Origin of the sequence: Microbacterium californiense, assembly GCF_047246625.1 — a bacterium.
Lineage (GTDB): Bacteria > Actinomycetota > Actinomycetes > Actinomycetales > Microbacteriaceae > Microbacterium.
Window position 1 is genome coordinate 1221558 of sequence record NZ_JBFOKQ010000001.1, and the last position, 20701, is coordinate 1242258.

General features: G+C 71.2%; 15 protein-coding genes. 2 read left to right on the forward strand and 13 right to left on the reverse strand.

Translation table 11 applies throughout. The annotated features are described in order from the left end of the window. Positions 1-100: 100 nt before the first annotated feature. The 7 genes from AB3M82_RS05845 to recQ form a co-directional block, all read right to left on the reverse strand. A complete protein-coding gene (locus AB3M82_RS05845; RefSeq protein ID WP_412956233.1) occupies positions 101-670 on the reverse strand; it encodes a DNA-3-methyladenine glycosylase I in 570 nt (189 codons plus the stop codon). 135 nt (positions 671-805) lie between these two features. After that, the gene (locus AB3M82_RS05850) at positions 806-1852 is read right to left on the reverse strand and encodes an NAD(P)-dependent alcohol dehydrogenase (RefSeq protein WP_412956235.1); all 1047 of its coding nucleotides are present in this window, start codon (positions 1850-1852) and stop codon (positions 806-808) included. 99 nt (positions 1853-1951) lie between these two features. After that, complete coding sequence (locus AB3M82_RS05855; protein ID WP_412956237.1) at positions 1952-4006, reverse strand: acyl-CoA dehydrogenase family protein; 2055 nt, start codon at positions 4004-4006, stop codon at positions 1952-1954. 31 nt (positions 4007-4037) lie between these two features. Continuing rightward, positions 4038-5108, reverse strand: coding sequence for an HTTM domain-containing protein (locus AB3M82_RS05860; RefSeq protein WP_412956239.1), 1071 nt, complete (start codon positions 5106-5108; stop codon positions 4038-4040). Beyond that, positions 5105-5908, reverse strand: coding sequence for a DUF5819 family protein (locus AB3M82_RS05865; RefSeq protein WP_412956241.1), 804 nt, complete (start codon positions 5906-5908; stop codon positions 5105-5107). The genes AB3M82_RS05860 and AB3M82_RS05865 overlap by 4 nt, the downstream gene beginning before the upstream one ends. Positions 5909-5987: 79 nt before the next feature. Continuing rightward, positions 5988-10277, reverse strand: a complete 4290-nt coding sequence (locus tag AB3M82_RS05870) for a choice-of-anchor G family protein (protein ID WP_412956243.1) — start codon at positions 10275-10277, stop codon at positions 5988-5990. A 311-nt stretch (positions 10278-10588) separates the two neighbouring features. Next, a complete protein-coding gene (gene recQ / locus AB3M82_RS05875) occupies positions 10589-12640 on the reverse strand; it encodes a DNA helicase RecQ (protein ID WP_412956244.1) in 2052 nt (683 codons plus the stop codon). Positions 12641-12815: 175 nt separating this feature from the next. On the opposite strand from recQ, the gene AB3M82_RS05880 reads away from it, so the two are divergent. Further along, entirely contained in the window at positions 12816-13118 is a 303-nt protein-coding gene (locus AB3M82_RS05880) for a GNAT family N-acetyltransferase (protein WP_412956246.1), read from the forward strand. Further along, on the forward strand, positions 13118-14035 hold the full coding sequence (locus AB3M82_RS05885) for a pirin family protein (RefSeq protein WP_412956248.1): 918 nt from the start codon (positions 13118-13120) through the stop codon (positions 14033-14035). Before AB3M82_RS05880 ends, AB3M82_RS05885 begins: the two co-directional genes overlap by 1 nt. Before the next feature lie 184 nt (positions 14036-14219). On the opposite strand, the gene AB3M82_RS05890 is transcribed toward AB3M82_RS05885, so the two are convergent. The 6 genes from AB3M82_RS05890 to AB3M82_RS05915 all read right to left on the reverse strand — a co-directional run bounded on the left by AB3M82_RS05890 (position 14220) and on the right by AB3M82_RS05915 (position 20658). Then, positions 14220-15677: a sodium/solute symporter gene (locus tag AB3M82_RS05890; protein ID WP_412956251.1), complete on the reverse strand. Its 1458-nt coding sequence runs from the start codon at positions 15675-15677 to the stop codon at positions 14220-14222. Next, positions 15674-16048 carry a heavy metal transporter gene (locus AB3M82_RS05895; RefSeq protein ID WP_412956252.1) on the reverse strand — a complete coding sequence of 125 codons (375 nt, stop codon included), beginning with the start codon at positions 16046-16048 and terminating at the stop codon, positions 15674-15676. The genes AB3M82_RS05890 and AB3M82_RS05895 overlap by 4 nt, the downstream gene beginning before the upstream one ends. Further along, entirely contained in the window at positions 16045-16767 is a 723-nt protein-coding gene (locus AB3M82_RS05900; protein WP_412956253.1) for a LytR/AlgR family response regulator transcription factor, read from the reverse strand. The genes AB3M82_RS05895 and AB3M82_RS05900 overlap by 4 nt, the downstream gene beginning before the upstream one ends. Before the next feature lie 9 nt (positions 16768-16776). Further along, a complete protein-coding gene (locus tag AB3M82_RS05905) occupies positions 16777-17958 on the reverse strand; it encodes a sensor histidine kinase (RefSeq protein ID WP_412956255.1) in 1182 nt (393 codons plus the stop codon). A gap of 169 nt (positions 17959-18127) precedes the next feature. Continuing rightward, complete coding sequence (locus AB3M82_RS05910) at positions 18128-18364, reverse strand: YbdD/YjiX family protein (protein ID WP_412958013.1); 237 nt, start codon at positions 18362-18364, stop codon at positions 18128-18130. Between the two features lie 11 nt (positions 18365-18375). Continuing rightward, positions 18376-20658 (reverse strand): carbon starvation CstA family protein, encoded by a 2283-nt coding sequence (locus tag AB3M82_RS05915; protein WP_412956257.1) that lies wholly within the window; start codon positions 20656-20658, stop codon positions 18376-18378. Between the last annotated feature and the right edge of the window lie 43 nt (positions 20659-20701).

The window sequence follows — 20701 nt, forward strand, 5'->3', positions numbered from 1 at the left end:
GCACCCTCCTCCGGAACGTCAGCGAAGGGGTCGCACCGAGCACGCCGTTCGGCGTGTCGTCCTCCCCCGCGCACGAGTATATCTGCGACGGCGGGCGCGCTCAGCCGCGCCAGCATCCTTCCACGTGATCGTCGACCATCCCGGTCGACTGCATGAGCGCGTACATGGTCGTCGCCCCGACGAAGCGGAACCCGCGACGGCGCAGCTCGTTGCCCATCGCGGTCGACTCCGGCGTCGCTGCGGGCACGTCGGCGAACGACCGCGGGCGGACGCCGGATGCGGGCGGCGCGAACGACCACATCAGCTCGTCGAGCTCACCGTCGCGCATGTCGCGGACGATTTGCGCATTGCCGATCGTCGCCAGGATCTTCGCGCGGTTGCGGATGATGCCCGCGTCACCCATCAGCCGCTCGACGTCGTCGTCGTCGAAGTCGGCCACGACCTCGGGCACGAAGCCCGCGAACACCTCGCGGAAGCGGGGGCGCTTGCGCAGGATCGTGATCCACGACAGCCCCGCCTGGAAGCCCTCGAGCGACATCTTCTCGAAGAGGGCGCGGTCGCCGTGCAGCGGGGTGCCCCACTCCTCGTCGTGATAGCGACGGTACTCCTCGTCGTCACCCGCCCATCCGCAGCGCGCGCGTCCGTCGGGGCCGGTGATCAGCGAGGTCATGCCCCCACGGTAGCGGGGGGCACCGACACACCTTCCCCGGTTCCTGAGCGAGCGAAGCGCCCTTCCTCGGTCCCTGAGCGAGCGAAGCGAGACGAAGGGCTCCTCGCTCAGGAACCAACGAAGGGCGTGCGCGGGTCAGTCGGCGAAGGTGGCGGCGTCGATCACGAAGCGGTATCGCACGTCCGAGGCGAGCACGCGCTCGTAGGCGTCGTTGATGGCGGATGCCGGGATCACCTCGATCTGCGCGGCGATGCCGTGCTCGGCGCAGAAGTCGAGCATCTCCTGCGTCTCGCGGATGCCGCCGATGTTGGAGCCCGCGAGCGACCGGCGTCCGCCGATCAACGAGGAGACGTTCACCGCCAGCGGCTCCCCCGGGGCTCCGACGCAGACCATCGAGCCGCCCACGTCGAGCAGGCTCAGATACGCCCGCAGGTCGATCACGGCGCTGACGGTGTTGAGGATCACGTCGAACGAGCCGCGCAGCGAGCGGAAGGTCTCGGAATCGCTGGTCGCGTAGTAGTGGTCGGCGCCGAGGCGCAGCCCGTCGTCCTTCTTGCTCAGCGTCTGCGAGAGCACGGTGACCTCGGCGCCCAGGGCGTGTGCGATCTGCACGCCCATGTGGCCCAGGCCGCCGAGACCGACGACCGCGACCCGCGTGCCGGGGCCGACGTTCCAGTGACGCAGCGGCGAGTAGGTGGTGATGCCGGCGCACAGCAGCGGCGCGGCGACGTCGAGCGCGAGGGCGTCGGGGATGCGCAGCACGAAGTCCTCGGTGACGACGACCTTCTCGGAGTAGCCGCCCTGGGTGATCGTGCCGTCGCGGTCCACGGCGCCGTAGGTGCCCACGGCCCCGTTCGAGCAGTACTGCTCCTCGCCCCGCTGACAGTTGCGGCACTCGCCGCACGAGTTGACGAGGCATCCGACGCCGACGCGGTCGCCGACCGCGTGCTTCGTGACGTCGGATCCGATCGCCGCGACCGTGCCGGTGATCTCGTGGCCCGGCGCGAGCGGGTACTGCTGTCCGCCCCAGTCGCCGCGGACGGTGTGGATGTCGGAGTGGCAGATGCCGGCGAAGGCGATGTCGATCAGCACGTCGTGCGGGCCGAGCTCGCGCCGCTCGATCGTGGTCTTCTCGAGGGGCGCGGCTTCGCGGGGGGCGGCGTAGGCGTGGACGAGGGTCATCGGAGCTCCTTGGTGCGAGGGGATGACTGCGACGTTACCCGCGCTCGCCCTGCGAAACGCTCAGGGTTGACGGGATTCGCCCTGCCCGGTAGCCCGGCCTCAGCGGCGCTTCTTGAGCGTCTTCTCGAGCACGGGCGCCTCGCCCGAGGCGGCCAGCGCGGCGTAGTACTCCCGCGCCTCGTCCTGACGGGCCTGCTCGGCCCCGGAGGCGAGGGGCGCGCGCACGTGCTCGGGCTCGAAGCCGAAGGCCTCGACGAGGTCGAGCGCGTGCGGCCGCAGGCGCGTGCAGAGGCGGTCGATGTACCGCGACACCGCGGCCGCGCGCTGCGTCGACAGGCGGCCGTGGATGAGGTGCCAGGCGAGGTGCTTCTCGATCAGCTGCAGCCCGAACAGGTCGCGCAGCCAGGTCATGACGGTGCGGGTCTCGACGTCGTCGATGCGGCGGACCGCGTCGGTGAATGCCTCCCACTGCAGCAGCTCTCCGTGCGCCCGTGCCGCTTCGATCAGCTCGGCCTGGTTCTCGTTGAACAGGCGGGAGCGGAGCTCCTTGTCCTTCATCCCGGGTCGCAGGCGTCCGGCGATGTCGGCGACCATCTGCTGCACGCGGTCGGCGAGCAGCTCGTGCTGCTGCTCCTCGCGGAGGCCGTTCTCGACCGAGCGTGCGACCTGACCGAGGTCGACGACGGCCTGCCCGAACTGGCGGAGCCCGGCGCCGTGGAAGACCTTGCCCGCCTTCTGCCCGACGGCGTACTTCGCGAGCGCCGCGGCATCCTTGCCCGTGAACTGGGTGGCGTAGTCGCTCAGCAGGCGCTTGCCGACCAGCTGCAGGAGCACGTTGTTGTCGCCCTCGAAGGTGACGTAGATGTCGAGGTCCTGACGCAGCCCGACCAGGCGGTTCTCGAACATGAAGCCCGCGCCGCCGCAGGCCTCACGCGCCTCCTGGAGCGTGTCGAGCGCGTGCCAGGTCGACAGCGGCTTGAGCGCCGCGGCGAGGGTCTCGAGGTCTTCGCGGTCCTCCGGGGTGTCGATGCGGCCCGAGAACACCCCGTCGAACTTCTGCAGGAACTCGTCGTGCGCGAAGATCTGGGCGTAGGTGGTCGCCAGTCGCGGCAGCAGGCGGCGCTGGTGCTTGCCGTAGTCGAGGAGCACGACCTCCTGCCCGTCGGCGCCGTCGAACTGCCGGCGCTGCGTCGCATACGTGATCGCGATGTGCAGGCCGAGGGCGGATGCCCAGGATGCCGCGCCGTCGAGGGACACCCGGCCCTGCACGAGGGTTCCGAGCATGGTGAAGAAGCGGCGTCCGGGGCTGTCGATCGCGCTGGAGTAGGTGCCGTCGGCGGCGACATCGCCGTACTTGTTCAGCAGGTTCGTGCGCGGCACGCGCACGTGGTCGAAGCTCAGCCGGCCGTTGTCGATGCCGTTGAGGCCGCCCTTGAGGCCGTCGTCCTCACGGCCGATGCCCGGGAGGTCGACGCCGTCCTCTCCCCGCAGCGGCACGTAGAAGCAGTGGACGCCGTGGTTCACGCCGTTGGTGATGAGCTGGGCGAACACGGTCGCCGCGACGCCGTGCAGGCCGGCGTTGCCGAGGTACTCCTTCGTCGCGCCGCGGAACGGCGTGTGGATGACGAACTCCTCGGTCTCTGGGTCGTAGGTCGCGGTCGTGCCCACGGCGGCGACGTCGGACCCGTGCCCGATCTCGGTCATGGCGAACGCGCCGGGGATCGAGAGGTCCATGATGCCGGGCAGCCACTTGTCGTGGTGCTCCTTCGTGCCGAGCTGCAGCACGGCGGATCCGAACAGGCCCCACTGCACGCCCGACTTGATCTGCAGGCTGGGGTCGGCGAGCACGAGCTCGGCGAACCCGGCGATGTTGGCGCCGTTGTTCTCCTCGCCGCCGAGCGACTTCGGGAAGGCCCGATGCACGGCCTTGTTCTCCACCAGCAGGTGCAGCTGGCTGAGCACGCGCTCGCGGTGCTCGTCCATGCCCAGGTCGTCCTGCCGCCAGAACGCGGGATCCTTGATCATCTCGCGGGCCTGCCGACGCGTGTCGGCCCAGGTCCCCATCAGGAGGTCGTTCACCCGGGTGACGTCGATGCGGGGCGTGGACGCCCCGGCGGTCGGAGTCTTCGTGGGGCGGACGGCGGCGTCGACCATGAGTGTTCCTCTCAGAGCGGGTGGAATGCTCTCATGGTAGGACTCCGACAACCTCGGACGAACTCGACTGTTCATCCTCTCCAACCGCGGGCCGGGACGTGGCGGCTCGCCGTTGTCGGGAGGTGACAGCGGCCCGCTGACGCCAGCGCGTGGCCACCGCCGACTGCAGGCGCTGCCAGGTCACGTCCCGAACGAAGATCATGTCACTGAAGATCATCACGAGCGAGAAGAACGGCAGGGACATCAGGATGCCGATGCCGGCGTGCATGCCGGTGATGACGAGCAGACCGGCGATGCGGGTCCACCGGTTCAGGAGGGTGAAGGGGAACAGCAGCTGCATGTAGACGCTGAGCCACGACGCCACGAGGATCGCCGGGGTGACGTGCCAGGCGATCTCGTTCAGCCACGGGAGGAGGATGAACTGCTCCAGGCGCAGCGGATAGTACGCGGCGATCCCGTCGACCCACATCGTTCCCTGCAGCTTCCACAGCGCGCTCGTGATGTAGACGATGCAGAGCTGCGCGCCGATCAGCACGACGGCCACGTTGTTCGACAGGATCGGCACCCACCGCGGCAGCACGCGCCCGCCCACGCGCAGCGGGTGCTCGACGCCGCGCAGCCGGCGCCGACGGGCGTCGAGGGACCATCGGTGCGAGGTGTCGGCCAGCAGCAGGAACAGGAGCATGACGCGGAACGTCTGGTAGTGGCCCGTGTTGAGGATGAGCGGGTTGGTCGATGCGTAGCCCAGCCAGAGCACCGCGAACAGCGGCGAGACGATGCGCATGCGCCAGCCGAGCAGGTAGGCGACCGCCACCGCCACCAGGAGCGCCAGCTTGATGTATGTCAGCCAGTCGGGGTCGCTGCGGGAGAACAGGATCGAGATCGGCCAGACGTAGTCCTTCACCGCGTTCGGCCGGTACAGCGACTCGCCCCAGCGCGAGCCCTCGCCGAACGTGTAGGAGTAGTCGGGCAGGTAGAGCAGGATGCTGGCGAGAGTGAGGCTCGCGAAGCCGATGCGCATGACGGCGAGGCCGTAGGTGGCGTGCCGCTTATCCAGCAGCCAGTGCAGCAGGGCCTCCCCGATGCGGGTGACCGCGATCATCTGGCGTCCTCCTCCATGAGGGAACCGTTCACGCCCGCCCTCTCGGCCCAGGCGAGGAAGGTGCGGGAGAACGCCTCGGTGTTCTGCTGCGACCACTCCAGCGTCGGGCGCCACCCGAGCGCCGTATAGGAGGAGTCGGGGCGCACGGCCTCCGGATCGAAGCGGTCCTCCCACCGGATCACCGGGCTGTACACCGAACGCGTCTGCACCGCGAGGATCTCTCCGTCGTCGCCCCACAGCGCCGTCGCGGCCTGGGTCGCGTAGGAGGTCGTGTAGTTGGTCGCGCGGATGAACGACCGCACGACGCCCGGGTTCGAGTCGTCGGCCGCGAGCATCGCCTCGTTGAGGGCGGACAGATCGTCGGAGTCGTGGAAGTTGCCCTCGACGACGTCGCGCTGGGCGGGGGTCAGCTTGCCGTACGCGGTCATCAGGTGCTCGGCGCCGATGACCGTGAGCTGCTTGCGCAGCACACGACGGTGCGGCTCCGCGAGTTCGATCGCCGTGACGTCGACCCACTTCGTCTCCACCCGGTCGCCTGCGGGGGTCTCGACCCAGGCGCGGACCCACAGGTTGCGGTCGGCGCTGGCCGGATCGGGGGCGAAGATGCGGTAGTCCTGGATGAAGTACGGACGGATCCACGCATCGGCCGCCCGCCCGGGGAGAGCGTCGTACTTCACGTCGGTCGAGGGGACGTTGTACACCGCCGTGAGTCCGATGTGCACGGTGGCCAGAACGAGCGCGGCTGCACTCGCGAGCTTCGCGGCGCGGGGGATCGGCGGCGCCTTCGGGGTGGGGGTCATCGGAGTCCTTCGCTCGAGTCGACGAGGGATGCGGCAGCGCCCGGGGCTGGGGACCCCGGGCGCCGCCTGGGCGTCGCCGTCACGTCTGAGACGTCACCGGCATCCGCCTCCGTCGCGACGACGCGACCGCCAGGACCGAACCGGCCAGGAGGAGCATCATGCCCCAGGCCAGGAAGGGTCCCGGATCGCCACCTGTCGTCGCCAGCCCCGCGGGGACTACCTGGAACTGGATCGACACCGCGCCCGACACGGCACCGGTGAGCGTCACCGTGTGCGGTCTGACCTCGAAGTCGTCGGGGACCGTGAAGGTGAACGTCACCTCGCCGGCCGCGTTCGCCACCCGGCTGCCGAGGTCGATCGGGTCGGAGTTCACCACTCCCGACACCACCTCGCCCGGCTGGAAGCCGACGCCCGTGACGGTCTGCACCTGCCCCTGCTGCCGGACCTCGTAGCGGATCGCGATCGCGATGCCGCCCGTCGGCTCGGCTCCAGGGTCCGTCCCGGCACCGGTGTCGGTGTCCGTCCCGCTGTCGGTTCCGGCGTCGGTCGCCGTGTCGGTGTCGGTCGCGGTGTCGGTGTCGGTCACCGTGTCGGTGTCCGTCACGGTGTCGGTGTCCGTCGCGTCCGTCGTGTCCGTGCCGGCGTCCGTGGCGTCCGTCGTGTCCGTGCCGGCGTCCGTGGCGTCTGTCGTGTCGGTGTCCGTACCCGTGTCGGTCGTGTCGGTTCCGGCGTCGGTCGTGTCCGTACCCGTGTCGGTCACCGTGTCGGTGTCCGTACCCGCGTCGGTCGCGTCCGTCGTATCCGTGCCGGTGTCGGCGTCGGTCCCGGCGTCCGTCGTGTCCGTTCCGGCATCCGTCCCCGGGTCCGTGCCCGCGTCCGTACCCGGATCGGTGTCCGTACCCGCGTCCGTCGCGTCGGTCGTGTCCGTGCCCGCGTCCGTCGTGTCCGTACCCGTATCGGTGTCCGTACCCGTGTCGGTCGTGTCCGTACCCGTGTCGGTCGTGTCCGTTCCGGCATCCGTCCCCGGGTCGGTGCCCGCGTCCGTCCCCGGGTCGGTGCCCGCGTCCGTACCCGGATCGGTGTCGGTGCCCGCGTCCGTCGCGTCGGTCGTGTCGGTACCGGCGTCCGTGCCCGGATCGGTGTCCGTGCCGGCGGCCTCGACCACCAGCGGGGCGTCGACGTCGTTGCCGTTCTCGTCCTCTCCGACGACCGTGTAGTCGCCCGGAGCGGCGGAGGCCGGAACCAGCAGGCTGGTGCCCGCGGGCACCGCCCCCTCGGCATCCGTCGTCACGGTGACGGGCGTGCCGACGAGCTCGCCGTCGCCGTCTTCGATCCGGAACTCGACCGACGTGAGGGCCGGCCATCCGGTCGAGGCGATCGCGGTGGTCGCACCGGCGGCGACCGGGGTGGTCACCTCGAGCGTCGGCGTCCAGGCGTCGACGACGAGGTCGTCCTCCGCCGTGACGCCCGCCGGACCCGTCGCGAGCACCGTGAAGTCGCCCGGCTCGGCGTCCACCGGAACCGTCAGGACCGTTCCTTCGGGCACGTCGCCCTCGGCATCCGTCGTCACCGTCACCGGCTCGCCGACGGGATCGCCGTCCTCGTCCGTGAGCTGGAGCGTGATCTCCGCGGCGGGCGGCCACCCGCCCGAGGTGATCGTCGTCGCCTCGCCGGGACGCACCGGCTCGGTCGCCGTCACCGTCGGCGTCCACGGCTCGACCGCGAGGTCGTCCTCCGCCGTGACGCCCTCGATGCCGGTCGCGAGCACCGTGTACTCGCCGGGCTCGGCGTCGACGGGAACCGTCACGGCCGTGTCGGCGGGAACGCTGCCCTCGGCATCCGTCGTCACCGTGACAGGCTCGCCGACCGGGTCTCCGTCGGCGTCCACGAGCTGGAAGACGACATCGGTCTCGCCGGGCCAGCCGTCGGACTCGATCGTGGCGGTCTCACCCGGACGCACCGGGTCGTCGGCCGTCACCGTCGGCGTCCAGGGCTCCACCACGAGCGCGCCCTCGGCGGTCGCTCCGGCTTCGTCCTCGGCGACCACCAGGTAGTCGCCCGGCTCTGCCGCGAACGGCACGGTGAGCGTGGTACCGGCGGGGATGGTGCCGGACTCGTCGGTCGTGACGGTCACCGGCGTGCCGATCTCGGTGCCGTCCTCGTCGGTGAGCTGGAATGTGACCTCGGTCGCGGCGGGCCAGCCGCCCGACGCGAGGGTCGTGGCCTCACCAGGACGCACGGGACCGGACGGCGTGACCGCGGGGGTGCCTGGAACCGCCAGCACCGTCACGGCCGTTGCGGCCGTGTTCCCGAACTCGTCCTCGGCGGCGACCGCGTAGTCGCCGATCGGGGCGTCTTCCGGCACGGTGAGCGTGGTGCCGGCCGGGATATCGCCCGTCGCCGTCGTCGTCACCGTGACCGGAGCGCCGATCTCGGTCCCGGACGGAGCCACCAGCTGGAGGGTGACCTCGGCCGCTGCGGGCCATCCGGACGACGTGATCGTGGTGTCGTCGCCGACCGTGATCGGTCCGGTGGCCGCGAGTGTCGGCGCGTAGGCCTCGACGGCCAGCGGCGCCTCCAGCGTGGTCGCGCCGTCGGATGCCGTCACCGTGTAGGCGCCGGCCGGGGCCGTCGGCGGGACGGTCAGGGTCGTGCCGGCGGGCAGATCGCCCTCGGCATCCGTCGTGACCTCGACGGGCTCACCGAGAGGCTCGCCGTCGGGACCCCCGAGCTGCAGCGTGACCTCCGTCTCGGCCGGCCAGCCGCCGGACGTGACGGTGGTCGTCTCGCCCGGGCGCACGGGTCCCGTCGCCTCGAGCGTCGGTCCGAGCGCGTTGGGGCCGGCCTCCGCCCGGGCCAGCACGAGCGTGCCGACGCCGCCGGCGCCGAGCACGTCGCCGACCGTGAGCACGAAGGCCTCCTGGCTGTACACCGGGCCGTTGTCGGGCTGCACGTTGCCGCGCAGCGACACGACGCCGTTGAGGAGCCCCACCGCCGGGGACAGCGCCGTGACGACACCGCCGACCGCGGTCGTGACCGTCGGCACCACGGTGTTCACGACGCCGGTCGGGCCGAGGAGCGTGTTCGTGATCGGCGTGGCGAGGGCGCCGAGCAGGGTGCCCAGGCCGACCGGGATGTTCGCGCCCAGGACCTTGACCGTGATCGTCGCGCTGGCGGTGCCGTTCACGACGTTCGCGAGGGTCTGGTTCGGGACAGAGACGATGACACCGGTGCCGGCGTCGAGTCCGGGAGTGGTGCAGGCCGGCCCCGTTCCCACGAGGCAGACCGTTCCCGTGATGTTCAGGGTGGCCGCGTTGAGGGCGCCCGTGAGGGCCGTCTGGACGAGCTGCGGAACCGTGTTCACCACGTTGCCCACGCGCGTGATCAGGTTGGTCAGCACCGGACCCGACAGCACCTCCTCGCCGACCGCGAGGTCGTTCAGGCCTCGACCGGTGGTGTTGACCAGGAGGGCGTTGAGGTCGACGGAGACCACGCCGGTGCGCAGGTTCACCGACACCACGCCGTCACCGACGGGGGTGTCGAGAAGGGTGTTCAGGGCCTGGTTCACCTGGGTGGTGATCGTGACGTTCAGTCCCGGGTTGCCGAGGATCGGCGCCAGCGCGCCGTTGAGTCCGGCCAGAGCGCCCGCGAGCAGGCCGTTCGGGCCCGTGAGGGTGCCCACCGCGGCATCCACGGTCGCCGCGACGCCCCCCGCGCCGGTCAGCGTGGTCTGGAGTACCGCGATCGCCGGGAGCCGGAGGCTCAGCGTGCCGCCCGCGACGTTGTAGTCGCGGGTCACGGTGCCGTCGCCGGAAAGGGCGATCTCGGAGCTGATCGCCCCGAGCGAGACGTCGAGGTCGGCCACCGTGGCCGCCACGGTCGGCCCGAGGAGCCCTTCGAGATTCAGGGAGGCGTTCCCCGGATACGCCCCGGCACCGGTGGTGTCGACGACACCGCCGTCGCTGACGGCTCCCACGGCCGCGCGCGACGTGCCGTCACTGTTCGACTGCGAGAACTGGTTCACCGCCCCGAGGGAAAGCACGTTCGACAGCGGCACCGTGAGCCCGCCGGGAACCGCGAGGGTCAGGGCGTTGAGCGCCGTCAGATCGATCGAGCCGCTCGAGGTCACCGGCGCCGGCTGCAGCCCGTCGTTCGCCGTCTCGACCCCCTGGAGCGCGACGACGTCGTCGAGCGGCGTCCCGCCGAGCAGCAGGCTCCCGGTCAGGAAGCGCGCGCTCGACCTCGATTCGTCTCCCGGGGCGGCGACGGCGGCTGTCGGCGCCGCCACGCCCCCGATGACCACCGCGCTGATGGCCGCGATGGCCAGGACCCTGCCTTTTCGCAGAGTTCCCCGTTGTGTGTATGGCATCTGCCCTCCCGTTGATGTCGAACGAAGTCGTCGTCAGCAGGCCCTCCCCAGGCTTCGGCACCAGGGCCGAAAGAGCGCATGTAGGGAAGTTGTACGGGAGATGAGAGGAGATGTCCATATCCGCCAGATGATTCTCTGAGGGAATAGAACGGTATGCGAACGCATCGTGCGCGAGACGTCATCTCGGTGTCGTCGGATGCCGTGGGGACGAGTAAACCCGGTCGACGCGGAGCCGTCCGGCGCTGTGCGCGATCGGTCACACGATCTGTCGTCAGGAGGCTCGTCGGGGCCGCGTCAGCCCTCGGACGGCATCAGTTCGCGGCGATGACGGCGAGCACCGAATCGCCGTAGGCGTCGCGCTTCTTGGCCCCGATCCCGGTGATGCCCTCGAGATCCGCCGGAGACGCCGGGCGGCTCGCGGCGAGCGCGCGGAGCGTCGCGTCGCCGAACACGATGTACGCCGGAACTCCCTGCTCACGGGCCTGTTCGGCGCGCCAGGCGCGCAGGGCCTCGAAGAGCGGACGGTCTCCGGCGTCGACGGCATCCGCGGTCGTGGACCTGCGTGCGCGGCTGGCGGTCGGACGCCCGATCGTGTCATTGCGCAGCGGGACCGGAATCTCTCCCCGCAGCACGCCGGGGGCCTGCTCACCGGGCGCGAGGGTGCCGTATTCACCCTGGGCGGTGAGGATGCCGCGGGCGAGCAGCTGCCGCACGACGCTGCGCCAGTCCTGGTCGGAGAGGTCGCCGCCAATACCGTAGGTGGCGAGCTTGTCGTGGCCCTGCTGGCGGATGCGCTCGGTCGACGCGCCCCGCAGGATGTCGATGAGGTGTCCGGCGCCGAAGGCCTGATTGCGCTCGCGCTTCAGGCGCACGATGGTCGACAGCAGCTTCTGCGCGGGGACGAGGCCGTCGAACGTCTCGGTCTCTTCGAGGCAGGTGTCGCAGTTGCCGCACGGCGCCGACTCCTGACCGAAGTACCCGAGCAGGTTCTGGCGCCGGCACTCCACCGTCTCGCACAGCGCGAGCATCGCGTCGAGGTGCTGCCCCATGCGCATCTTGAACGTGCGGTCGCCGGGGCTCTGGTCGATGAGCCGCCGCTGCTGCACGACGTCGCCCAGGCCGTAGGCCATCCACGCCACGGAGGGCTCGCCGTCGCGGCCCGCACGACCGGTCTCCTGGTAGTACCCCTCGACCGACTTGGGCAGATCGATATGGGCGACGAACCGCACGTCGGGCTTGTCGATGCCCATGCCGAAGGCGATGGTCGCGACCATCACCACCCCGTCTTCCCGGAGGAAGCGTGACTGGTTCGCCGCGCGCACCTCGGCCGGGAGGCCCGCGTGGTACGGGAGCGCGTCGAGACCCTGCGCCGCGAGATGGCTGGCGGTCTGCTCGACCGACTTGCGGCTCAGGGCGTAGACGATGCCGCTGATGCCGGTCTCTGAGCCCGACGAGGATTGCTGCGAGCGGATGAACTGGACCAGCTGCTTGCGCGGGTCGACCTTCGGGACGATCCGGTACTGGATGTTCGGACGGTCGAAACTCGCGACGAAGTGCTTCGCGCCGTCGAGATGCAGCCGCTCGGTGATCTCCTGGTGCGTCGCCCGGGTGGCCGTGGCCGTGAGCGCCATGCGCGGCACCCTGGGGAAGCGCTCCCCCAGGTCGCCCAGCGCCAGGTAGTCGGGGCGGAAGTCGTGACCCCACTGCGACACGCAGTGCGCCTCGTCGATCGCGATGACGCTGAGGGTGCCCCGCTGCAGCAATGCCGTGGTCTGCCGGTTCGACAGGCGCTCGGGGGCGACGTAGATCAGGTCGAGCTCGCCCCCGACGTACGCCCGTTCGACGTCGGCACGCTCCTGGGGTGACTGCGTGGAGTTGAGGTACGCGGCCCTCACCCCGTTGGCGCGCAGCGCGTCGACCTGATCGTGCATCAGCGCGATGAGCGGGCTGATGACGAGGCCGGTGCCCTCACGCACGAGCGCCGGCACCTGGTAGGTGATGCTCTTCCCGCCGCCGGTCGGCATGAGCACGACGGCATCCCCGCCGGCGATCACCTGATCGACGATGTCGGCCTGATCGCCCCGGAACTCGTCGTACCCGAAGACGGTGTGCAGAGCCTCGCGCGCGCTGGCGTAGCGACTCGGAGCGGCGCGGCGCACGGCCGGCTCGCGCCTCGGCGCGGGGGCGGACGCCGACGACACCGGCGTCGAGGGGCCGGGACCCCAGTCGAGCGGCGGTTCGAACCCCTCCCCCTGCGGCTCCCAGTCCATCGGCTCGGGCGGCTCGGTCGGCTCCCACCCGTCGCCCCACGGCTCGTCGGCGTACGGCAGATCCGCGTACGGGTCACGAGGAGTCTGCGGCATCCCTCCAGCGTAACCACCCCCACCGACACGCTCACCCCGCCCCCGTCAGGGGTCAGGACACGCCGTGCCGGGGTCACGCGGAACGGCTCACCCCGACCCCTCACGAGGTCGATCGACGGCCTCGCGCCGGCCTGCACCGGCGTAGGTTGGAACCACCACCCCGAAGGAGCATGAGATGTCCGACATCACCGTCACCCGCAACGACGAGGCCTCCCGCTACGAGCTCCGCACGGGAGACGTGGTGGCGGGGTTCGCTGCCTACGAGCAGCGGCACGGATCCATCCGCTTCACGCACACCGAGGTCGACCCGGCGTTCCAGGGCCAGGGCCTCGCGGGCAAGCTGGCCGGCGCGGCGCTGGCGGATGCCGCGGCGACGGGCGACGCGATCGTCCCCCTGTGCCCCTACATGGCCAAGTACCTCGAGACGCACGAGATCGAGGGCGCGGAGATCCGCTGGCCGAACCGGCCGGGCGAGTGATGATCGGCCCGCGCCGTCTCGTCCTCGAGCCGCGCGAGGTCCCGCTGGGCGGCGTGCGGGGGATGAGCGTCCTCCGGGCCCTGCCGCACCGCAACCTGCCCACGATCGGCGCCTGGTGCTTCCTCGACCGCTTCGGTCCCGCCGACACGCGCATGCGCGTGGAGCCCCATCCGCACATCGGCCTGCAGACCGTCACCTGGCCGCTGATCGGCGAGATCCGTCACCGCGATTCGCTCGGCAGCGACGCCGAGCTGCGCCGCGGCCAGCTCAATCTCATGACCGCGGGCAACGGCATCTCGCACTCCGAGTACTCGGTCGGGCAAGGAGCCGTGCCCCTCGACGCCCTGCAGTTCTGGGTGGTGCTGCCCGAGTCGGCGCGGCACGGGGCCGCGGGATTCGAGCGGCACACCGAGCTTCCGGGCCTGGCCCTCCCCTCCGCGCACGGTGCCGACGGCTCGGCCACGGTCGTGCTCGGGGAGTTCGCGGGCGTGCGGTCTCCGGCGACCGTGCACACCCCGATCGTCGGCGCCGAGATCGTCGTGCCCGCCGGCACCCGCCTGCACCTCCCCGTCCACGCGGACTGGGAGCACGCGCTCATGCTCGTCGAGGGCGACGCGAGGGTCGCGCAGCATCCGCTCTCCCTCAACGAGACCCTCTACCTGGGTGACTCGCGCGAGACGATCGAGGTCGAGAGCACGCAGGGCGCGCTGCTGTTCCTGCTCGGCGGTGAGCCCTTCGAGGACGACATCGTCATGTGGTGGAACTTCGCCGGTCGGTCCCACGAGGAGATCGCCGACGCGCGCGCCGAGTGGGAGGCGGCATCCGACCGGTTCGGCGTCGTCGAGGGGCACGACGTGCGCATCCCCGCACCTCCCCTCCCGCCCGTGCGGCTGGTGCCTCGCAGCCGGACGCTCTGAGGCGTCGCTCGGGCGGTGGTCACCGGTGGTGCTGGCACATGCGTGCCGGGCGAAGGTGGAAAACCCAGACCCCGCGGCATCCGCCCGGCGTGTCTGCGGCCGACACGCCGACGCTCGCCCGAAGTGTCTGGATTCTCCGACCGCCAGAGGAGACGGATGCCGCGGCGCACCGCCCCGGTGATTCTTAGACCCGCTCGGGGGTGTGCAGCCGGGCGAGGTACCGGTCGGCGCGGGACGAGGGCCCGCGGGGGTCGAGCAGCGAGACGGCGACCATGACGCCGGTCGCGAGCGGGATGGTCCACGCGGCCGGCTGGGCGAGGTAGGGGGCTGCGGCCCCGATGCCGCCCACGGCCGCGTGCACGAGAAGCGCGAGGCCCCACGAGACCCCGCCGGTGACCATGCCCGCCACCGCCCCGCGCGCCGTGAGCCCGCGCCACCAGACCCCCAGCAGCACCGCGGGCGAGAGGGTCGACGCGGCGACGACGAAGACGACGCCCACGCTCGACACGAGCCCCGCGGGAGCGGTGAGCAGGGCCACGGCGAGCGGCACCAGCGCGCACAGGAGTGCCGAGAACCGGAACGACCGGACCGAGCCCGAGAACACATCCTGGCTGATCACTCCGGCCAGTGAGACGACGAGCCCGGCGGAGGTGGCGAGGAAGGCGGCGAAGGCTCCGGCGACGATCAGCGCCGTCAGCAGCTCTCCGAACATCCCGGGGAAGATGCGGGAGGGCAGCTGCAGCACCACGGTGTCGGCGACCCCGGGCACGGCGAGGTCGGGGGCGGCGATGCGCGCGAGGAGACCCATCGCGCTCGAGACCGCGTAGAACACGCTCACCATCCCGATCACGATCACGGTGGTGCGGCGCGCCGAGACGCCCGTCGGGCTCGTGTAGAACCGCACGAGGACGTGCGGGAGCCCCATCGTGCCGAGCAGCAGCGCCAGCAGCAGGGAGGCCGTCTGGTACGCGTCGAACCCCGACGGTCCCGCCTCGGACGGGAACACCCGCGCCGGGTCGATTTCGTGCGGGCCGCCGCTGAGCGCGAACGCGATGCACACCACCGGCACCAGGAGCGCCGTCAGCTTGAGCCAGTACTGGAACGCCTGCACGTAGGTGATCGCGCGCATCCCGCCCGCCGCCACCGCGACCGCCACGAGCACCGCGATCGTGACAGCCCCGACCCACTCCGGCAGTCCGGCGACCACGACGAGGGTGATCCCCGCGCCGTGCAGCTGCGGCACGATGTACAGCCAGCCGATGATGAGCACCGCGAGGCTGGTCACCCGGCGAGCGCCGGTCGACTCGAGGCGCGCCTCGACGAAGTCGGGGATCGTGTACGCCCCGCTCCGCCGCAGCGGCGCCGCGACGAAGGCCAGCACCAGCAGATACCCGGCGGCGTAGCCGATGGGGAACCAGAACCCCCGCGCGCCGTCGAGCAGCACGAGTCCGGAGAGCCCGAGGAACGTGCCCGCCGAGAGGTACTCCCCGCTGATGGCCGAGGCGTTCCACACCGGGCGCACGGTGCGGGAGGCGACGAAGAAGTCGCCGGTGGTCCGCGAGATCCGCAACCCGTAGACGCCGATCAGCAGCGTGGCGACGACGACGAACGCCACGCCCACCAGGTCCAGGACCGCGTTCACTCGCGGTCCTGGAGGGCGCGGTAGCGCCGCTCGTTGCGCGCCGCCGTGCGCACGTACAGCACGGCGAACACGACGATCACCGGGTAGAACGCGAACGCCTGCAGCAGCCACGACAGCGGCACCTGCCACACCACGATGCGGTCGACCTCCGGGATCAGGGCGATGACCAGCGCCAGCGCGAGCACCACCAGCACGAACCCGGCCACCGTGCCGAGGGCGAGCCGGAGCTGGCTGCGCTGCAGGGCCCGGGCGTAGACGGCATCCGCCTCGTCGACCGGTGCGCCCGGGAGGGCGATGCCGCGGGTCGGGGCCGACGAGCGCCGCGGCGGGGCGTCGGCGGTCACGCGCACCCGCTTCGGAGCCTCGGTCATCGCGCGCCGCTCTCGCCGCCCAGCAGCGCCTCGCGCACCGCCGGGATCAGCCTCCGGCTCACCGGGAGCGAGACCTGGCCCACCGACACCGACGCCTCCGCACCGGAGAGCCGCGCCTCGGTCACCGCCGAGACGCGGACCAGCGTCGACCGGTGCACCCGGAGGAACCCGGCATCCGCCCACCGGGCCTCGAGCTCCGAGATCGGGATGCGCACGAGGTGGCCGACGCCGTCGCCCGTGTGCAGGCGGGAGTAGTCGCCCTGCGCCTGCACCCAGCGCACGTCGCGGCGATGGACGAACCGCACGGTCGCCCCCACCGTCACGGGCACGACCTCGTCATCCCCGTCCGGATGGGCTTCGACCCGCTCGAGCGCACGATCGACCGCCCCCCGCAGACGTTCGGCGCGCACCGGCTTGAGCAGGTAGTCGACCGCGCGCAGCTCGAACGCCTCGACGGCGCGAGCCTCGTCGGCCGTGACGAACACGACCGCGGGCGGCTCGGCCAGCCCGAGGAACGCGCGGGCGACCTCCGTGCCCGACAGCCCCGGCATGTGGATGTCGAGGAAGGCGATGCGCACGGCGCGCTCCGACAGCAGGCGCAGCGCATCGGCGCCCGCCCGCGCCGTGAGGATCTCGCCGATGCGCTCGTCGCCCCGCAGCAGGTGCACCAGCTCATCGAGCGCCGGCTTCTCGTCGTCGGCGACGAGGACGTCGATCATCGTCACACCTCAGTCGTTGTCCGGGTCGTTCAGCGGCTGCGATCTCGGCACCCGCATGCGCACCAGGGTACCCGCGCCGCTGTTCGTCTCGACGACCAGCCCACCGCCGGGACCGTAGACCTGTCGCAGCCGGGTGTCGACGTTGCGCAGCCCGACATGACGGCCGTCGTCGCCCGCCGTGAGCAGCGAGCGCAGAGCATCCGGGTCCATCCCGACGCCGTCGTCCTCGACGGTGATCTCGGCGTGGGTGCCGTCGTCGCGGGAGGCGATGCGGATCTCGCCGCCGCCCTCGCCCGGCTCGAGGCCGTGGCGCACCGCGTTCTCGACCAGGGGCTGGACCGACAGGAACGGGATCACGGTGGAGAGCGTCTCGGGGGCGATCCGCAGGGTCACGCGCAGACGGTCGCCGAAGCGCGCGCGCTCGAGCTCGAGATAGGAGTGGATGCTGCCGAGCTCCTCGGCCAGGGTCGTGAACTCGCCCTGCCGCCGGAACGAGTAGCGGGTGAAGTCCGCGAACTCCAGTACGAGCTCCCGTGCGCGCGCGGGGTCCGTCGTGATGAACGATGCGATCGCCGTGAGGGCGTTGTAGATGAAGTGCGGCGAGATCTGGGCACGGAGGGACCGCAGCTCGGCCTCCGCCAGCTGTGCCCGGGAGGCGTCGAGGCCGCCCAGCTCGACCTGCGCCGCGCACCAGTCGGCGACCTCCTCGGCGGCCCGCACGAGCGCCGCCCGGACCGGCGCGGCGAACGCCACGACCGCTCCCACGGCCTCGCCGTCGACCACGATCGGCGCACCGACGGCCTCCAGCTCGTCGGCCCGCCCGGGAGCGGGGAAGACCTGGCGCCGGCCCGACGACCGGACCTGCGCGGCGATGCGCACCGCCGCCGATTCGAGCCCGTCGGTCGCGCCGTCGAAAGACACCGTGCCGTCGGAGCTCACCACGGCCACAGCCGCGCTGCCCAGGAGCACCCGCAGATGCCGGGCGGCCTTCACCACGTCGGGCGCTGCGAGCCCCGCCCGCAGATGCGGAGCCGCGAGGCTCGCCTGGTGCAGCGCCTGGAGGGCGGCCCGTTCGGCCTCGCTCCCGAGGTCGGTCGCGCCGCGGGCGAGCCGGCGCGCGAGCAGCAGCAGCACCGTCAGTGCGATGCCGCCGAGCGCGCCCAGCACCGCGGCGAGAACGACGTCGGTCATGGGTTCAGCCTACGGTCGTGCATTCTTCCCGGTCCCTGAGCGAGCGAAGCGAGACCTTCCCGGTCCCTGAGCGAGCGAAGCGAGACCTTCCCGGTCCCTGAGCGAGCGAAGCGAGACGAAGGGCGCTCCTCGCTCAGGAACCGGGGCGGGCTCAGGAGCCGGGGTGGGGTCAGCAGCAGCGGGCGCCGGGGTTGCGGTCCTGGTCGTCCATCCGCTGACGCCAGAACTGGCGCTCGGTCATCGGCTCCTCGTCCGGATGGTGGCGCCGGTGATGGGCGACGTAGGTCTCGTAGGCGCTGTCGCCCATGAGGTTCGTGATGTACCAGCGGATGCCGCGGCCCACCCGCGCCACGGCACTCGCGAGAGTGCGCAGCGGGGTGGTCGCGGCATCCGTCCGATCCGGCATGATGACCATCGTCAGTGTGTCGAGGCCTTGCGCTCGTCGGAGAGGATCGGCTCCCACTCCTTCTCGAGCGCGCGCTCGTCGGCGTTCGGCAGGAACCCGGCCGGGGCGAACCGCCGCGAGGCGACCGGCTCGTCCTCGGTGTTCTCGCCGCCGCCGTTGCGGATGGCCTTGATCGTGACGACCACCGCCGCGATCATCACGATGAGCGCGAGCGTCACGAAGATGATCGACAGCGTGCCCTGCACGGCCGTGTTGCGGATGACCGCCTCCAGCACCACGGGCTCGCCGAGCGACGTGTCGCCGGTCTCCAGCGCCTCGCGGTAGCGGAAGTGGTTCGCCCAGTAGCCGATCGAGGGGACGGGCGAGACGATCTTGTACATCGAGGCGGTGACCGTGACGACCGCCGTGAAGGCGAGCGGCACGGCGATGATCCACAGCCACTTCACGTAGCTCCGGCCGCGCTTGGCGACGATCGCGAGGACGACCGCGAGCGCGATGGCCGCAAGCAGCTGGTTCGCGATGCCGAACAGCGGGAAGAAGGTGTTGATGCCGCCCAGCGGGTCGGTCACGCCGAGGATGAGGATCGCGCCCCACCCGGCCACCATGATCGCCGTGCAGATCCACACGCCCGGACGCCACGAGACGTCGCGGAACTTGGGGAACCAGGCGCCGATCGAGTCCTGCAGCATGAAGCGGGCGACGCGGGTGCCGGCATCCACCGCGGTGAGGATGAACAGCGCCTCGAACATGATCGCGAAGTGGTACCAGAACGCCATGAGCGCTTGTCCGCCCAAGGCCTGCTGCATGATGTGCGCCAGGCCCAGCGCGAGCGTCGGGGCGCCGCCGGTGCGCGAGACGATCGTCTCCTCGCCGACCGCGGCCGCCGTGCTCGTGAGCATCTCGGGGGTGATGTTCACCCCCGTCAGGCCCAGCGAGTTCACGAAGGCGACCGCGCCCTCGACCGTGCCCTGCGTCACAGCCGATGGCGCGTTCATCGCGAAGTAGATGCCCTGGTCGATCGAGATCGCGGCGACGAGCGCCATGATCGCGACGAACGACTCCATCAGCATCCCGCCGTAGCCGATGAAGCGCGTCTGGCGCTCCTTCTCGACGAGCTTGGGGGTGGTGCCCGAGGCGATGAGCGCATGGAACCCGGAGAGCGCTCCACACGCGATCGTCACGAACAGGAAGGGGAAGAGCGGTCCGGCGAACACCGGCCCGAGCCCGTTCTCGCCGAAGATGCTGACCGCCGGGACCGAGATCTCGGGGCGCACGAGGATGATGGCGCCGGCGAGCATGACGATCACGCCGATCTTCATGAAGGTCGACAGGTAGTCGCGGGGCGCGAGCAGCAGCCACACCGGGAGCACGGCGGCGATGAAGCCGTAGATGATGATGCCCCACGCGATCGTGGTGCGGTCGAGGTGGAAGATCGCCTGACCCCAGTCGGTGCCGGCGACCCAGCCGCCTCCGATGATCGCGGCCATGAGCAGAACGAAGCCGATGATCGAGACCTCGGTGACCTTGCCCGGCCGCAGGAACCGCAGGTAGACGCCCATGAAGAGCGCGATCGGGATGGTCATCGCGACCGAGAACACGCCCCAGGGGCTCTCGCCCAGGGCGTTCACGACGACGAGCGCGAGGATCGCGACGATGATGAGCATGATCAGCAGCGAGGCGACGATGGCCGCCGTGCCGCCGATCCTGCCGAGCTCCTGCCGCGCCATCTGGCCGATGGTGCGGCCGCCGCGGCGCATCGAGAAGAAGAGCACCGTGTAGTCCTGCACCGCGCCCGCGAGCACGACGCCGACGATGATCCAGATGGTGCCGGGCAGGTATCCCATCTGCGCGGCGAGCACCGGACCGACGAGCGGTCCTGCGCCGGCGATGGCGGCGAAGTGGTGACCGTAGAGCACGCGGCGGTCGGTGGGGACGTAGTCCTTGCCGTCCTGGCGGACCTCGGCCGGAGTCGCGCGACGGTCGTCGGGGCGCGTGATGTACTTCTCGATCACCTTCGAGTAGAAGCGGTACCCGATCAGGTACGTGCAGACCGCGGCGAACACGAACCAGATCGCGTTCACGGTCTCGCCCCGGACGATCGCGAGCATGGTCCAGGCGACCGCGCCGAGCAGCGCGATCGCGACCCAGATCAGGATCTTCGGCAGGGTCCAGCGGTTCGAGCGCCGGTGGTGCTCCTCGCTCAGGGCGACGGGAGGGAGGTTCGGGTCGGTCGCGATGACGGGATCGTCGTCGACGAGCGAGGCGCCGCGGCGGCGCGACGAAGGTGCGGTCATGGGGATCTCCTCGGGGTGCGCATCGTTGCGTGGATCCACGCTA

Excerpts from the sequence above, each read along its gene's own strand:
- AB3M82_RS05845 (WP_412956233.1), bottom strand. The coding sequence starts at position 670 with ATGACCTCGCTGATCACCGGCCCCGACGGACGCGCGCGCTGCGGATGG.
- AB3M82_RS05850 (WP_412956235.1), bottom strand. The coding sequence starts at position 1,852 with ATGACCCTCGTCCACGCCTACGCCGCCCCCCGCGAAGCCGCGCCCCTC.
- AB3M82_RS05855 (WP_412956237.1), bottom strand. The coding sequence starts at position 4,006 with ATGGTCGACGCCGCCGTCCGCCCCACGAAGACTCCGACCGCCGGGGCG.
- AB3M82_RS05860 (WP_412956239.1), bottom strand. The coding sequence starts at position 5,108 with ATGATCGCGGTCACCCGCATCGGGGAGGCCCTGCTGCACTGGCTGCTG.
- AB3M82_RS05865 (WP_412956241.1), bottom strand. The coding sequence starts at position 5,908 with ATGACCCCCACCCCGAAGGCGCCGCCGATCCCCCGCGCCGCGAAGCTC.
- AB3M82_RS05870 (WP_412956243.1), bottom strand. The coding sequence starts at position 10,277 with ATGCCATACACACAACGGGGAACTCTGCGAAAAGGCAGGGTCCTGGCC.
- recQ (WP_412956244.1), bottom strand. The coding sequence starts at position 12,640 with ATGCCGCAGACTCCTCGTGACCCGTACGCGGATCTGCCGTACGCCGAC.
- AB3M82_RS05880 (WP_412956246.1), top strand. The coding sequence starts at position 12,816 with ATGTCCGACATCACCGTCACCCGCAACGACGAGGCCTCCCGCTACGAG.
- AB3M82_RS05885 (WP_412956248.1), top strand. The coding sequence starts at position 13,118 with ATGATCGGCCCGCGCCGTCTCGTCCTCGAGCCGCGCGAGGTCCCGCTG.
- AB3M82_RS05895 (WP_412956252.1), bottom strand. The coding sequence starts at position 16,048 with ATGACCGAGGCTCCGAAGCGGGTGCGCGTGACCGCCGACGCCCCGCCG.
- AB3M82_RS05900 (WP_412956253.1), bottom strand. The coding sequence starts at position 16,767 with ATGATCGACGTCCTCGTCGCCGACGACGAGAAGCCGGCGCTCGATGAG.
- AB3M82_RS05905 (WP_412956255.1), bottom strand. The coding sequence starts at position 17,958 with ATGACCGACGTCGTTCTCGCCGCGGTGCTGGGCGCGCTCGGCGGCATC.
- AB3M82_RS05910 (WP_412958013.1), bottom strand. The coding sequence starts at position 18,364 with ATGCCGGATCGGACGGATGCCGCGACCACCCCGCTGCGCACTCTCGCG.
- AB3M82_RS05915 (WP_412956257.1), bottom strand. The coding sequence starts at position 20,658 with ATGACCGCACCTTCGTCGCGCCGCCGCGGCGCCTCGCTCGTCGACGAC.